This window comes from Streptomyces sp. NPDC093149 (assembly GCF_044754145.1).
In the GTDB taxonomy this organism is placed as follows: domain Bacteria; phylum Actinomycetota; class Actinomycetes; order Streptomycetales; family Streptomycetaceae; genus Streptomyces.
Map to the genome: position 1 here is coordinate 101,252 of NZ_JBIVON010000014.1, position 14,050 is coordinate 115,301.

At 69.9% G+C, this 14,050-nt stretch carries 14 protein-coding genes; 7 read left to right on the forward strand and 7 right to left on the reverse strand.

All coding sequences use genetic code 11. From position 1 onward, the window contains the following. Positions 1 to 154: 154 nt before the first annotated feature. The gene (locus ACIQCZ_RS33010; protein WP_402287857.1) at positions 155 to 784 is read right to left on the reverse strand and encodes an SRPBCC family protein; all 630 of its coding nucleotides are present in this window, start codon (positions 782 to 784) and stop codon (positions 155 to 157) included. A gap of 235 nt (positions 785 to 1,019) precedes the next feature. Between ACIQCZ_RS33010 and ACIQCZ_RS33015 the strand changes: the two genes are divergently transcribed. Together ACIQCZ_RS33015 and ACIQCZ_RS33020 are read left to right on the forward strand one after the other, a co-directional pair. Beyond that, positions 1,020 to 1,673, forward strand: a complete 654-nt coding sequence (locus tag ACIQCZ_RS33015) for a TetR/AcrR family transcriptional regulator (RefSeq protein WP_402287859.1) — start codon at positions 1,020 to 1,022, stop codon at positions 1,671 to 1,673. A 301-nt stretch (positions 1,674 to 1,974) separates the two neighbouring features. After that, complete coding sequence (locus tag ACIQCZ_RS33020; protein ID WP_402287862.1) at positions 1,975 to 3,915, forward strand: multicopper oxidase family protein; 1,941 nt, start codon at positions 1,975 to 1,977, stop codon at positions 3,913 to 3,915. 185 nt (positions 3,916 to 4,100) lie between these two features. On the opposite strand, the gene ACIQCZ_RS33025 is transcribed toward ACIQCZ_RS33020, so the two are convergent. The 3 genes from ACIQCZ_RS33025 to ACIQCZ_RS33035 form a co-directional block, all read right to left on the reverse strand. Then, positions 4,101 to 4,370 carry an SHOCT domain-containing protein gene (locus ACIQCZ_RS33025; RefSeq protein ID WP_402287865.1) on the reverse strand — a complete coding sequence of 90 codons (270 nt, stop codon included), beginning with the start codon at positions 4,368 to 4,370 and terminating at the stop codon, positions 4,101 to 4,103. Between the two features lie 237 nt (positions 4,371 to 4,607). Next, entirely contained in the window at positions 4,608 to 5,483 is an 876-nt protein-coding gene (locus tag ACIQCZ_RS33030; protein WP_402287868.1) for a universal stress protein, read from the reverse strand. Positions 5,484 to 5,796: 313 nt separating this feature from the next. Continuing rightward, entirely contained in the window at positions 5,797 to 6,471 is a 675-nt protein-coding gene (locus ACIQCZ_RS33035) for a CBS domain-containing protein (RefSeq protein WP_402287870.1), read from the reverse strand. Positions 6,472 to 6,670: 199 nt separating this feature from the next. Here ACIQCZ_RS33035 and ACIQCZ_RS33040 point away from each other — a divergent pair, with 199 nt between their 5' ends. Then, the gene (locus ACIQCZ_RS33040) at positions 6,671 to 7,099 is read left to right on the forward strand and encodes a DUF1918 domain-containing protein (protein ID WP_402288068.1); all 429 of its coding nucleotides are present in this window, start codon (positions 6,671 to 6,673) and stop codon (positions 7,097 to 7,099) included. Here ACIQCZ_RS33040 and ACIQCZ_RS33045 read toward each other — a convergent pair. The 3 genes from ACIQCZ_RS33045 to ACIQCZ_RS33055 form a co-directional block, all read right to left on the reverse strand. Beyond that, positions 7,050 to 7,613 carry a DUF1707 domain-containing protein gene (locus ACIQCZ_RS33045; RefSeq protein ID WP_402287873.1) on the reverse strand — a complete coding sequence of 188 codons (564 nt, stop codon included), beginning with the start codon at positions 7,611 to 7,613 and terminating at the stop codon, positions 7,050 to 7,052. The two genes, ACIQCZ_RS33040 and ACIQCZ_RS33045, sit on opposite strands and share 50 nt — an antisense overlap. Then, on the reverse strand, positions 7,610 to 8,239 hold the full coding sequence (locus ACIQCZ_RS33050) for a TetR/AcrR family transcriptional regulator (protein ID WP_402287875.1): 630 nt from the start codon (positions 8,237 to 8,239) through the stop codon (positions 7,610 to 7,612). Before ACIQCZ_RS33050 ends, ACIQCZ_RS33045 begins: the two co-directional genes overlap by 4 nt. Before the next feature lie 118 nt (positions 8,240 to 8,357). Then, positions 8,358 to 8,942: a helix-turn-helix domain-containing protein gene (locus tag ACIQCZ_RS33055; RefSeq protein WP_402287877.1), complete on the reverse strand. Its 585-nt coding sequence runs from the start codon at positions 8,940 to 8,942 to the stop codon at positions 8,358 to 8,360. Between the two features lie 118 nt (positions 8,943 to 9,060). Here ACIQCZ_RS33055 and ACIQCZ_RS33060 point away from each other — a divergent pair, with 118 nt between their 5' ends. The 4 genes from ACIQCZ_RS33060 to ACIQCZ_RS33075 all read left to right on the forward strand — a co-directional run bounded on the left by ACIQCZ_RS33060 (position 9,061) and on the right by ACIQCZ_RS33075 (position 13,698). Further along, positions 9,061 to 9,897: an EamA family transporter gene (locus ACIQCZ_RS33060; RefSeq protein WP_402287879.1), complete on the forward strand. Its 837-nt coding sequence runs from the start codon at positions 9,061 to 9,063 to the stop codon at positions 9,895 to 9,897. Between the two features lie 142 nt (positions 9,898 to 10,039). Continuing rightward, entirely contained in the window at positions 10,040 to 10,747 is a 708-nt protein-coding gene (locus ACIQCZ_RS33065; RefSeq protein WP_402287881.1) for a B3/4 domain-containing protein, read from the forward strand. Positions 10,748 to 11,129: 382 nt separating this feature from the next. After that, complete coding sequence (locus ACIQCZ_RS33070) at positions 11,130 to 11,786, forward strand: TOPRIM nucleotidyl transferase/hydrolase domain-containing protein (protein ID WP_402287883.1); 657 nt, start codon at positions 11,130 to 11,132, stop codon at positions 11,784 to 11,786. 379 nt (positions 11,787 to 12,165) lie between these two features. Next, on the forward strand, positions 12,166 to 13,698 hold the full coding sequence (locus ACIQCZ_RS33075) for an amidohydrolase family protein (RefSeq protein WP_402287885.1): 1,533 nt from the start codon (positions 12,166 to 12,168) through the stop codon (positions 13,696 to 13,698). The last annotated feature ends 352 nt before the right edge of the window (positions 13,699 to 14,050 follow it).

Here is a 14,050-nt window from a genome sequence, read left to right on the forward strand (position 1 = left end):
GCCCCCCGACCGGCACGGCGAATGTCTCAGGATCGACACGGCGGTGCGGCCGGGCGTGTGCCGGCGAGCGCCTCGGTCCGGGCACCGCCCTCATCGTGCGCGGGTCCGAGGAGGACGGCGGCGCGGGTCCGGCCCGGTTCATGGTTCCGTGCGGTTAACCGTGGCTGCGGGCCTCGGCGGTGGTCTTCAGGTCGCGCAGCCACGCTTCGAGGCCATTGGCGAGGATCTCGGTCGCGGCGGGAACGTCCGCTTCGACCTGGTCGCCGGTGTGGGTCTCTTCGGTCCGCACACGGACACCGCCCTCGATCCTGGTGAAGGTCCACACGTGGACGCCGTCGATGCGCAGCCCTTCACCGACCGCGGGGCCCGTCCAGCGGATGCAGGAGTCGCGCTTGAGCTGCTCGACGGTCGAAGTGATGTCCAGGCTGGTGGCGGGGATCGCAGGATTGGGGGGTACCGGAGTCGTCCACCGGAAGGCCGATCCCTCCCGGAGGGGCCCCTGATCGAGGCGTTCGATGGTTTTGACGGGGGCCTGCCAGCTCGGCCACCGCTCCACGTCGGTCTGCAGCTTCCAGACGGTCTTCAGGGGCGCGTGGATCACGGTCTCGGTCCTGTAGCGGACACGCGCGTCGGGATCGACGCCTTTGCCGTGGCACATGAGGGACTTGGCGGAGTGGGAAGGAGCGGCCCCGGCAGGTGCCGCGGCGGTACCGAGAAGACTGACGGCGACGAGCGGGATGGCGAAGAGGGCGGCAGGGGCGCCGGTGCTCCTGATGCCGGGCATGGCGGTCTCCTTGTCAGTTGCTGAACAGGCTTCGGTGGTTGAGCGCGCGTTGGTCGACGTGCGGGATTCGCGTCACCGCGCGGGAAGGCTCCGGCGGCTGCACCACCAGAACCCTTATAGGCTCTCTCTTGCGTTAGAAGGTATAACGCACCACATCAGGGGTCAACACCTTGCGTGATAACCTCTAACGAAACTTTGAAGCTATACCCGCACAGATGAGGAAGGGTGACAACTCGTGACGAAATCGGACACGAAGACCCCGCGGGAGCGCTATCGGGCCGAGGTGCGCGCGGAGATCAAGGAACGCGCCTGGGAGCAGATCGCCAGAGCGGGAGCGTCCGCGCTCTCCCTCAATGCGATCGCCAAACAGATCGGCATGAGCGGGCCCGCGCTCTACCGCTACTACGCGGGCCGCGACGCACTGATCACCGAACTCGTCAAGGACGCCTACCGAAGCCTCGCCGACACCCTTCGCACGGCCGCCGCCGGCGGCGCCGACCTGGCCGGACTGGCACACGCCCTGCGCGACTGGGCCCTTCAGGACCCTCAGCGGTACTTCCTCATCTATGGCACGCCCGTCCCCGGCTACCACGCACCCGAGGAGACCACCGCCATCTCGTCCGAGATGATGGCGACCCTGCTCGATGCCTTCATGGCGCTCCCGGGGGACAGCCCCGCGACGCCGTTCGACAAGCACCTGGAGGAGCACCGGGACTGGGCCGGCAACCACCCCGCCCACCCCGCTGTCCTCCATCGGGCCCTGACCTTCTGGACCCGCGTGCACGGAATCCTGTCCCTCGAACTCGCAGGCCACTTCAACGGGATGGGCTTCGACCCCGCCCTGCTCTTCGCGGCCGAACTGGATGACCTGCTGACACACCGAGCTTGAAGCCGCCCGACCGGGTCTTCGTCGTCAAGGGCCTGCGGGGAAATCGGCCGGCATGACGTCATGAGATCGGCGGGGACGACAACACGGACGAGGCCCTACGGGGGTCCATCGAAGAACTGACGTGGCAGCGAACCGGTCCGGCATGGATCCCTCCCCTGGAGCAGTGCGACAGCGCGCGGAGCTGCCGTCTGCGGCAACCTGGTGATGCCCGGTGCTTGTCGGCGGTCTCGGGCCGCCGCCCGGCGGAGCTGAAGCAAGGAAGCAGCACCGGAGACGGTCCGACAGGCTTTGGAGGATGTGGGTGGTCACGAGGCGGCGTGTCGTCCAGGCAGCGGCCGGGGGAATGTTCGCGCTCCTTCCGGCGGCCACGGTGGCTCCACGCCTCCGCGTGCCCGGCGGCAAGGGTGTCCTGGATCCGGGAACGGTGGACAAGTACGTCACGCGGCTCGTCGTCCCTCCCACGATGCCGCAGTCCGGCGGCACCGTCGCTGGTCGCATCGACCACTACGTGATCGGCGTACGACAGTTCCGGCAGCAGATCCTGCCCCCCGGCCTGCCGGCGACAACCGTGTGGGGGTACGGCTCGACTCTGCATCCGCGCAGCTTCCATTACCCCGCGTTCACCGTCGAGGCCCGCTACGGAACGCCTGTGCGGGTGAGATGGAAGAACCAGCTGCTTGATCGCAAGGGTCGTTACTTGCCGCACCTGCTGCCGGTCGACCCCACACTGCACTGGGCGAACCCGACGGGCGGAACCTCGGCCCGGGACACACGTCCCGGATTCCGCTCGACACCCGGAGCGTACTCGGGCCCGGTACCGATCGTGACGCACCTCCATGGCGGGCGGAGCACGGAGGAGAGCGACGGCTACACCGAAGCCTGGTACCTCCCCGACGCGGTCGACCTCCCTGCGGGATGCGCCGAAGTCGGTTCCTTCTACGCGGAGTTCAAGGACAAGTTCGAAGACCGGTTCGGCGACGCCTGGGGCCGGGGAGATGCCGTGTTCCAGTACGCCAACGCGGAGAGGGCCTCGACCTTGTGGTTCCACGATCATGCGCTGGGTGTCACGCGGTTGAATGTCTACGCCGGACTGGCAGGGTTCTACCTCCTACGAGGCGGCCCTGCGGACCTTCCCGACGGGGTATTGCCCGGTCCCGCACCCCGGGCCGGTGATCCGCCCGGTCGGAAGTACTACGAGATCCCTCTCGTCATCCAGGACCGCTCGTTCCACGTCGACGGCAGCCTCTTCTACCCGGCCGGACGCGCTGCGTTCGACGGATTCAAGGGCCCCTACATTCCGGCCAGCGACATCTCTCCGATCTGGAGCCCCGAGTTCTTCGGCAACACGATGGTGACCAACGGGAGAACCTGGCCGATCCTTCAAGTCGAACCGCGCCGCTACCGGCTCCGGCTTCTCAACGGATGCAACTCGCGGTACCTGATCCTGAAGATCGTCACCCGCCCGCTCGCTCGCAGGCCCGTGCACGCCGTACTCCCCTTCTGGCAGATCGGCAGCGAGGGAGGCTTTCTCCCCGCACCCGCACGGCGCGACGAATTGCTCATCGCTCCCGCAGAACGCGCCGACGTGATCGTCGACTTCGCGTCGGTACCGGTCGGGACCGAGTTGTATCTCATCAATGAGGCTCCCGACAAAGCGTTCCAGGGCGGGAAGGCGGGTGCGGACTTCTCCCCGGCTGACCCGGCCACCACCGGGCAGGTCATGAAGCTCACGGTCGGAGCACTCACCACGCCGGACACGACCGTCCCGCCCTCGCAGCTGTCGCTGCCGTCGATCGAGCCCCTGGGTGAGGCGAGTCGCATCCGACGGCTCTCCCTGAGTGAGCAGAACTCCTCGTCACTCCCGCATGTCGGCCCCCGACAAATGCTGCTGGGCACCCTTGACCAGAACGGAGCCGCTGTGCCGATGCTCTGGGACGACCCCGTCACGGAGAATCCGGCCCTGGGTGCGACCGAGATCTGGGAGATTCACAATCTCACGAAAGATGCCCACCCCATCCACATCCACGAGGTCCAGTTCCAGGTCCTCGACCGGCTGCGGGCCGGCCGTGCCGCCCAGCCCGCAGAGCCGTGGGAGCGCGGGTTCAAGGACACCGCAGTCGCCTACCCAGGTGTCGCCACGAGGCTGAAGGCGACGTTCGACCGGCCGGGCCGGTACGTCTGGCACTGCCACATGCTCGAACACGAGGACAACGAGATGATGCGCCCCTACACGGTCGGATGACGGCGGAGGTTCTGCCACTCACTCCCCTGCACAGCGGGGCGCCTCCCTGGAGCGAGATCACCCAGCCGACAAGAACCGTGGACTGCCGGGCTGCCGGACTGCCGGGCACATCCTGCGCACAGCGCCGCCCCGCACCGCGGCGGCACCCCCGCGGATGCCCGGCCACGGTGTGTTGGCGGCGCTGGTCAGCGCTGCTCGCGCAGCAGCGTGAGGCGGCGTTTGTACTCGTCCTCGTCGATTTCCCCGCGGGCGAACCGCTCCGCGAGCAGGTCTTCGGCTCGTCGGCTTCCCCATGCTGCCTCACCGGTGGGCGGGCCGGGCTGATGACTACGGCGGGCGTTGGTGAGGTAGTGGATGACCGCGACGACCCCGATGATCAGCAGCGACCAGAACACAATCATGATCACGGTCATGAGGAGCCATCCACCGCCCCAACCGCCGTGGTACCACATCATGCCGATCACCTTCTTCAGGACGGCCGACTGTCGACAGTTCCAGGATGGCGCGACGCGGCGCCGTCGAGGGGAGAGAGCACGGACCCTGCCGGGGGGGGCTGAACGGTCCGCATGGGGGTGGTCGCCGACGAGAACCCGATCAGGGCGCGGGCTCGGGGAGAGCGCGGCACGTCGTCGGCGCCGAGGAACGCGTGGTCGGCCCGGTGCCTCGATGGGTCGGCCCGTGTGGTCCTCGCGTCAGTCGTGAGGGACGACGGCGACCGGGCAGCGCGCGTGATGAACGGCTGCCTGGGCGACGGGGCCCAGATGCGGTGCCGGGGCGCGATGGTGTTGTCGTCGGCCGACGACCAACAGATCGGCACCTTCGGCGGCCCGTACGACAGCCTTGGCAGGGCTGACAAGTGGGGTGCTGTCGGTGACCTCCACCTGCGGGAACCTGTCACACCAGGGTCGGAGGGTCTGGCTGAGGAGCTTCTGTGCGTCCTGAACGATTCCATCCGCCATGTCATGGTTGACGCCCCAGGGCACGTATGCGGCCACCGGCAGACTCCGGCCGTGGACGACCTCGAGTGGCAGACCCCGCACGGCAGCGGTCTCGAACGCGAATGCGAGCAGATCGTCGCAGGGGCCGTCCAGTTTGAGCGCCACCACCACGCCGCCTGCCGCGGTTCGAGTGGGATGTGGCCCGTCTTCGCCCGTACCGGCTCGCACCAGGACCACCGGCCGCTCGGCGTGTGCCACGACGGGCATGCTGATGTCGCCGAGGAAGAAGCTCTCGACAGGCACCAGACCCCGCGAACCGAGCACGATCATCTCGGACTCCGATGCCGCTCGCAGAAGCGCGTGCTCGGCATCGTCGGCGACCAGGCTGCCGATGACGGGGAGGCCGGGGTGGTGTGCCTGGATCTCTGCCCGCGTGTTGTGCACGATCCGCCTCGCCCAGTAGTTCTGATCCATCTCGGCGGGAACGCGGGTCGATTCCGGCACCAGCAGAGGCCACGCGTGCAGCAGGCGCAGCGTGAGATTGCGGCGCTCGGCTTCATCGGCGCCCCAGCGGGCAGCGGACAGGCTCTCGGGTGAGCCGTCGAGGCCGACGGTGACGACTGGCTCCATGACGACTGCCTCCGTCTCGCAAGAAGCCTGAGTGGCGGTGTGGGGCCGCCTGCCCCGCTGCCGTCGCCCTTGTGCCCCGGTCCGGGATGTGGAGGACCACGGCACAGGATCGACGCAGTGTGCGTCCACGCGGACGCTCACCCCGTCGTGACCGTCTGCGCAGTCGCGCCGAGCACGGGTTCTCTTCCTTCGACAAGTACCCCAGATCCTCCGGTGGCGCATGCGGAACCCGGTGTGGCGCTCGGGGAGGGAAATCCGGTCCGCGCACGGTGAGCAGGCGGTCCCGCCCGGTCGGAGGCCACCCGACAGGCTCTCAGGCGCCGGTGGGTGAACTCCGTACGTCGTCGGTCCGGTAGGCCAGGTGCTCGGCGACGGACACCACACCGTCGACGCTCCTGCACAACCGTTCGATGATGGGGATCTGGCTCTTGAACTCGACGGATCCGCCGAGGACCACCTCCCCCTGCCGGACCTCGCCCGTCACCGCGGAGGGATCGAGGCCCATCGTCCGCTGCAGCACGTCCCGGTTGATCTCCTCACGGATGGCGTCGTCGTGGCGCAGGAAGACCCGCAGCAGGTCTCCGCGGCTGACGATGCCGAGCAGCTTGTCCGCCTCGTCCACAACGGGCAGACGCTTCACATCCTGCACTTCCATGAGGCGGGCCGCCTCCACCACGGTCCACTCCGGACGCGCGCACACCGCGGGGGCCGACATCAACTCCTCCGCTCTGGCCCCCTCGGCCTTGGCCCGCTCCCACGCCTCGATATGCGGCATCGGCGTCAGGCCGGAGGGATCGGCCTGGTCCGACGACTTGCGCAGCAGGTCGGCCTCGGACACCACACCCATGGGCCGGTCGAGTTCGTCCACCACGGGCACCGCGGTGACGTCGTTCTCCGCCAACAGCTTGACGATCTCCTTGAACGGCAGGTCACGCCGCGCCCGGACGACGTCTCGCGTCATGAGCTCTGCGACGGTTCGGTGATGCATGTGACGCCCCCTTCGGGGTGTGACGGTCAGAAGTGGTCATATGTCGAGTGAATCCGGAACCGGACGCCCACGGTTGAGCCGACCGGGCCCGTTCGGGGAGGCAAGTGGGCCCTGAAACGGCCCACTGGACCTGACGGCAGCGGCACGCTGCGCGTGGCGGGCCCGAGTACAGCAACATCATGAGGAAGCGGTGACGCTCGTGCGAGCTCACCCCGGCGATCAACTTGTTGTCGAAGGTCCGGCCACCGGCGCCAACAGGCACGACGGCCGGATCGCTGGACTCCGCCATGAGGATGGACGCCCATGGACGCCCTCCCTGCGACGGGCACCCCGGACGCCGGTCCATGTGTCGCCGCAGGCTGCCGGGCGGCATGAAGGTCTGGCTCCCGAACGAGGAGTTCCTGGCCGGCTCAGGGCAGACCTTCGACGGCACCGGCATCCCGCCTCACCTGCAAACCGGTCTTCGCCCACGAGGAGTTCGAGCACAACCACCCGAGCTCGCACACTCGTGCTCCAACAGTCGAGTTCCACGCATCCCATCGCGTCACTGACCCCAGCGAGCCGGCGCCGAACACGCCCTACCTCTTCGTACGGGTCACGACCGCACCGAAGAGGGCCAGGCCCTTGATGACGACGCGCGGTGTGCCCGGCTTGCCGATCCTGCGCGCGGCGCGCTTGTCGAAGACGCCGAACAGGCCGAGGCCCCTCACCTCGACCTCGATGTCGTCCGGAACCACGATCCTGGTGCCACCCCACAGCGCGACGGCCCGGATCTCCGTGTCCTGGCTGCTGAAGCGTGCCTCGGACAGATCCAGCTTGCCGCCGCCCCACATCGACCAGAGGGTCATCCGGGACGGCACGACCCACTGGCCCCTGCGCTCGAAGCCGCCGAAGATCCCCGCCACGAAACGCCGGGAGGTCGGCGGGCGGTCCACGACGAGCGCGTCCCGCGGGCCCGGTCGCGGCAGACCCCGGCAGGCGGCCTCCAGATCGCCCCGGGTGCGCGAGGCGTGCACCTCGTCCAGCCGGGGCGCAAGCTGTTCCAGGGGCAGCCGGCCGTTCTCCACTGCGGCCCGCAGCCGCTCCTCGGCCTCGTAGCGCTCATCGTCCGAAGCCAGGAAGTCGAGGTCGTGCGGCGTCATGGTGTCAACCCTCCGAGATAGGCGGCAAGCACTGAGGACAGGGCAGTGCGGTAGGCGTCGTCGCGCCCCGGCTCTTCGGGGTCGTGGCCGAGGTCGGTCAACCAGTAGCGCCGACCGAGCGCGTAGCCGTACGCGCCGGACATGGCCAGAAGCACGACCATCTCGATCCGCGCCCGGTCCGGCCCCTCGGGCCCGGGGAGGACCGTACGGACCCCCTCCTCGATCGCGTCGACCAGCCGGGACAGATCGGTCGCGGAGTCCGGGTCCTTCTCGACGCCCCAGTCATGCAGCTGGGACCACGTCCAGAGCCGGACATACCGCTCGTCCCCGAGGATCTCGAAGAGCACCCTCGTCATCCCGTCCGCGTACGGCACGCTCCCGTCCGCCCGCATCCGCTCCCGTACGAGCTCTCGCTTGCGCTCGTTCTCACGCTCCAGAACAGCCCGCACCAGCGCCCGATACGTGCCGAAATAGTGGGTGACCAGACCGTGCGTGACCCCGACCGCCTCCGCGACTCGGCGCAGCCCCACACCGTCGGGCCCGTGCCGCGCGATGAGGTCGGTGGCAGCGTCCAGAATCTCCGTCCGCGCCTGCTCAGGTGTACGCCTTCGCCGTCCGGCAACCATGACCCTCTCCTGTTTGCAAGGTGGACAATACCTTGTTGTCCAATCGGCCAACAAGTTCATGGCCGAGCAACTCGCCCACCACTTCTTCGGGTTGGCAATCCGGCCCGCGCTGCGCGGGTCAGGTCGTGGAGGCAGGGCCGGGCGGCAGGTGAACCGTCATGATCAGGTGGCAGGTCTCGGTGCCGGAGCCGCGGTAGGCATGGGGGGCATCGCCGTCGAAGGTGGCGGTCTGTCCGGCTTCGACGGGGTACTCGGCGCCGTCGACGACCAAGGTCATCCGACCGGAGGTGACGCTGACGGTTTCCGTGACTCCGGCTTGGTGCGGGTGACTGGGGTACTCCTCGCCGGGCTCCAGTCTCCAGCGCCAGACCTCGACCGGCGCCGGGCCCGAGGTCGTCAGCATCAGCCGGGCTTCGCCGCCCTGCACCCCGGTCCACAAGGGGGCCACGGCGTCGGCGGTCACGACGCGGACGCGGCCTTCGGCCGGCCCTTCCATCAGCGCGGACACGGAGAGGCCGAGCGTGTCGGCCAGCCGGACCAGGGTGGCGAAGTTGGGGTTGCCCTGGGCTTTCTCCAGCCCCACCAGTGCGCCCTTGCTGACCTGGGCGCGTCGGCCGAGCTCGTCCAGTGACAGGCCGGCGCGAGTGCGGGCCGCCCTGACGTTGTGCGCAAGCGTCCGCAGGGCTGCGGCCGTCTCGGCCATCCGATCACCATCCTTGCGAGTGGACCACTGGAATGCACCGTGCGGTCGTTCGGTTGACACGACCCGGTCGATCCGTTGTACGGTTCAGTCATTCCACTGAAATGGTAAGGGATGTGCCGTGATCGCTCTGACGCTGGCCCTGGGCAGCTCACTCGCTTACGGGTGCGCAGACTTCCTCGGCGGCCTCGGCGCCCGCAGGACTCATGTGCTGCGTACCGTGATGATCGCGGCCCCGGCCAGCCTCGCGGTCGAGATGCTGCTGTGGCCGCTCCTGGGCGCCTCGCTCAGCATCGGCGCTCTCGGCTGGGGTGCCGCGTCCGGGGTCGCCTCGGCCGCCGCGTTCACCCTGCTCTACCGCACCCTGGCGATCGGCCCGATGAACGTGCTGTCACCCGTGACCGCCGTGGTGTCCGCCGCGCTGCCCGTCGGTGTGGGTCTGCTGCAGGGCGAGCACCTGGGCGCCGCCGGGCTGGTGGGCCTCCCGCTCGCGCTCGTGGCGGTGGTGCTGGTCAGCGCCGGAAACGGCACCGGGTCGGCGCGACCTTCACGTACCGCGCTCCTGCTGGCCCTCGGCGCGGGCGCCGCCATCGCCCTTCAGCTGATCTTTCTGCACCAGGCGCCGTCCGACAGCGGGGTGGCGCCGCTGATCGTGGGCCGGGCGGTCTCCTCGGCCGTCACCCTGGCCGCGGCAGGGCTGATGCTCAGCAAGCTCGGATCCGAGCGACCCGCCTACGCGATGTCGGCAGCCGCCGGTGTGCTGGACTCCGTGGCGAACCTGCTGTTCCTGCTCGCCGCCCGCAGCGGGGACCTGGCCGTCGTCGCCGTGATCACCGCCCTCTACCCCGCCGGCACGGTCCTGCTCGCCCGCAGCGTGCTCGCCGAACGCATCCACCGCGGCCAAATCGTCGGCCTGGGTACCGCAGCGCTCGCCGTCAGCCTCCTCGCCCTGACCTGAGCGAGCCCGCAGCCCACCCCTCCCCCACGCGGCCAGGCCCTCGTCGCCCCCGCCGCACGCCGGCAGCCGCCGCCCGGACCGCATCGCCCCCTGGAAACCCTCACCCCGACCCCGCACGCGCCCATGAAACGGAACCCCGCACATGACCGACTTCCGCCTCGCCCCCGCCATCGCGGGTGCCTTCCCCGACACCCTCATTGCCCTGGTCACCGCCGCCGGCGTGTGCGGCCACGGACCCTGGCCCCGGACAGCCGCCGCCCTCGAAGACCTGGAGCAGCAGCTCGCCGACGGCACCTGGCGGCCCGCCGACGAGACCGACCCCCGTATCGAGGCGTGGCACGCCGCCTACCGCTCCTTCGGCACCAACCCCCGCCGCATCCGCCCCAGCGTCGACGCGCTCGGCCGCCGCTTCGCGAAGAAGGGAACCCTTCCGCGCATCAACCCGGCCGTCGACTCCTACAACGGCGTCTCCGTGCAGCACGGCCTGCCGGCCGGCGCCTTCGACCTGGACCGCGTCACCGGTGCCATCGACATCCGCCACGCGGACGGCACCGAATCCTTCACCCCGCTCGGCGAACCCGACACCGTCGAGAACCCCAAGCCCGGCGAGATCATCTACGCGGACACCAACGGCGTCCTGACCCGCCACTGGAACCATCGCGACGCCCACCGCACCCGCGTCACCGAGGACTCCACACACATGGCCTTCGTCCTCGAAACCCTCCGTGCCCCCGATGACGGCCACCTCCTCAAGGCCGCAGCGGAGGAGTTGCAGGGTCTGCTCGCCCTTCACGCCGAACAGACCGCCGTGTACTACCTCAGCCCGGCACAGCCGCAGGTCACCGTCTGAAGTACCAGTAGGGAACGGTGTGTTCGACCCGTGCTGCGCGGGCGAGGCCGGAGACGGTGATGTCCTGGCTGTTTCGCAGCAGGGCGTGGCGTCGAGGGCCGTGACGACGCGTTCGCGTCGGTGGATGCGAGGCGAGCCGAGGAAGCCGCTGCGGACCACGGGGATCACCGAGGGCGCGTCTGCTGCCCGGTCGGGCACGGTCGACCGGGCTCGTTCCGCTTCTGGACCCGGCCGAGCGGCCCGCACGTGGCTGGAGCCGATCAGCGTCCGGGACCGGTCCGACCGCTCGTGGAGCGAGCGCAGAACCGGCGCTGCCCCCTGGAAAACGTGCGTGCGTACGCGCGCTCGACCGTGCCAGGATGGCGTCGGAAAGCGAGGTCTCGTGGACGAGTTGAGGCACTTCCGCCTGGCGCTGGTCGCATGGGCGGCCGGCGGAGCGGAGGCGGGTGCGGCCGCCGCAGTGGCACGGGAGCTGGCCGGCGGCGGTGTGCGGACGATCGTGCTCGTCGAGGGGACCAGTGATCAGGTCGCGCTCGAAGCACTGGCCACGCGCCACGGGCGCGACCTCGGTGCAGAGGGCGTGGCGGTAGTACCGCTCGGAGGTGCGACGAACATCGGGCGTTTCCTGGACGTGTGCGGTCCTCCGGGGCTCGGCCTCCCGTTGGCCGGTCTCTGCGACATCGGTGAGGAGCGGCATTTCCGGCGTCATCTTGAACGGGTCGGGCTCGGGTCCGGTCTCGCGCACGCCGAACTGGAAACACTCGGGTTCCATGTGTGCGTCGCCGACCTGGAGGACGAGCTGATCCGCGCTGTCGGGGCCGAGGGCGTGCAGGATGTGATCGAGGCCCAAGGCGAGATGCGTCCCTTCCACACCTTCCAGGGCCAGCCGGCACAACGGGAGCGGCCCGTGGAACACCAGCTGCGGCGTTTCATGGGGACGCACAGCGGTCGCAAGGCGCTCTACGCGCAGGCGCTGGTCGCACACCTGCCCCTCGATCGCGTTCCCCGGCCGCTGGAGCGTCTCCTCACTCACGTCTGATACGGCCGGACGCCAGTGCGGCGCCGGCGTGGCCCTCGTCAGAGGATCGGAGGACAGGCGTCACTGGTCCCGTATCGAGCCATCGGTATCCGGTGCGTGAAGCCGGCGGCCCGGCCCGCCCCGACCACGGCCCGAGACCGGCAGCGAGGAACTGAGCGCCGGACTCGGTGGGACCGGTCCCGGCACCCGGGCCGACGCCAGAGGTGGAGTGGGGTGGGCCGCCCCGGCGTGTCTCGTCGATGACATCGAGCACCCGGTTGTCCATCCGGGACCCGACCTGGCCCGTGGTAGTGCCACTCCCCATGGTGTTGCCACCGACACCCCCAACTCACGGCCTGGGGCCAGTGATCGAGGATCCGTCCCGGACCAGAGTGGTGCCATGTCCACTCGACGCGAAGCCCTCGCCACCTCGGCCGCCCTGACCGGCGGCGCCCTCCTGTCCGCCGCCCCGACCGCGGCGGCCGTCCCCCGCGCGGCCCCGGACCGCGCAACGCCCGCGCCCGGTCAGCGCCCCGGCAGCACCATCGCCCTCACCCACGCCACCGTCCTCGGCGCGGGCCCCGACCACACCGTCCTCATCCGCGACGGCCGCATCACCCGTACCGGCCGTTCGGCCGAGGTCCCGGTCCCGCGCGGGGCGACGACGTACGACCTGACCGGCAAGTACATCGTCCCGGGCGGCCTCGTCGAGGCCCATGTCCACAACGACGGGCCCGAGAGCGTGCTGCCGCCCCTGTTCCCGCTCAACGGCGTGACCGCGGTCCGCGAGATGTGGGGCGGACCCGTCCACCACGAGTGGCGCGACAAGGTCCGCGCGGGCGAACTCCTCGGCCCGCGCTGGTTGATCGCCGGCTCGATCATCGACGGAGGCCCCTCGATCTGGGCCAATGACACCGGTCAGCGAGTCGTAGAGGTCACCGACGCCCCGTCCGCACGCCGCGCGGTACGGGAGGCGAAAGCAAGCGGCGCCGACTTCGTCAAGGTGTACTCACGGCTCACACCCGAGGCGTACGAGGCGATCGCCGACGAGTCCCGCCGCCAGGGCCTGCGCCACGCGGGCCACTGCCCCGACACCCTGCCCATCGCCCGCGCGAGCGACGCCGGGCAGCAGTCCATCGAGCACCTCCACGCCCTGCTCCTCGCCACCTCCGCCCGGGAGTCCGAGATCAGGCGGGCCATGGCGAAGGTCCGTATCGACCCCACCCTGCACACCAGCTTCGAGCGCTACGCGAGCTGGTTCCGACAGGTGCACGCTGTGGAGTGGCAGGCGGTGCGGACCTACGACGTCGGCCGTACCCGCGCCCTCTTCGACCGGCTCGCCGCCAACGGCACCCGCGTCACACCGACCCTCACCGTCCACCATTCCCTGGAGCGGACCGACCAACTCTCCTCCGAATCAACGGAGTTCAAGTATCTACCCGAATGGATGACCGGCTACTGGCCCACCGTCTGGTCCGCTCTCACCGCCGGCCGCACCGCGCAGGACACCGCCAGGATCCACCGGATCTACGAGCACCGGCTGCGCCTCGTCGCCGAACTCCACCGGTCCGGCGTGCAGTTGCTCGCGGGCACCGACACCGGCACCGGCTACGCGGTCCCCGGCTTCTCCCTCCATCACGAGCTGGAGCTGCTCGCCGAGGCCGGACTGCCCACCCGGGACGTCCTCCACGCCGCGACCACCGCGCCCGCCCGGATGCTCGGCCTGCCCACCGACCGCGCCGACCTGCTGGTCCTGGACGCGGACCCGCGCACCCACATCCGTCATACGCGGCGGATCGATTCCGTCCTGGTCGCGGGCCGCTACCTGGACCGCGGGGAACGCCTGCGCCTGCTGGCCGATGTGGCGCGTGCCGCCGCCGCGAGCGAGCCCCCGGCCGCGGGCGCCGCGGCCCCCCACATCTGCGCCCACTGATCACTGGAGCTGCGACCGGAAAGGTCCACCGGCTCGCGACACCCGGCACCGGCACGCTGCTGCTCGGCGGCGCCGTCGCCACCGCCTCCACTGCCGACGCGGTCGCGGACCAGCCTCGCGTACCTCGCGCCACCTGGACCAGTCCGGCTCGCGTCCAGGAACTTGTGTCCGCGAGGGCCCGTCAGGGGTGAGCACGGCGACGAAGGACTACGGTCGGCCCGGCTCGGTCTGTGGTGGCGTGGGAACAGCCGAACAGTCATCGACGCGGCAGAACAGTCGCTCTGACGAACACATGGTGCCCGAACGCGGCCAGCGGCAGCACCGGGCGCCCTTGGCAGACAAGTGCGACCAG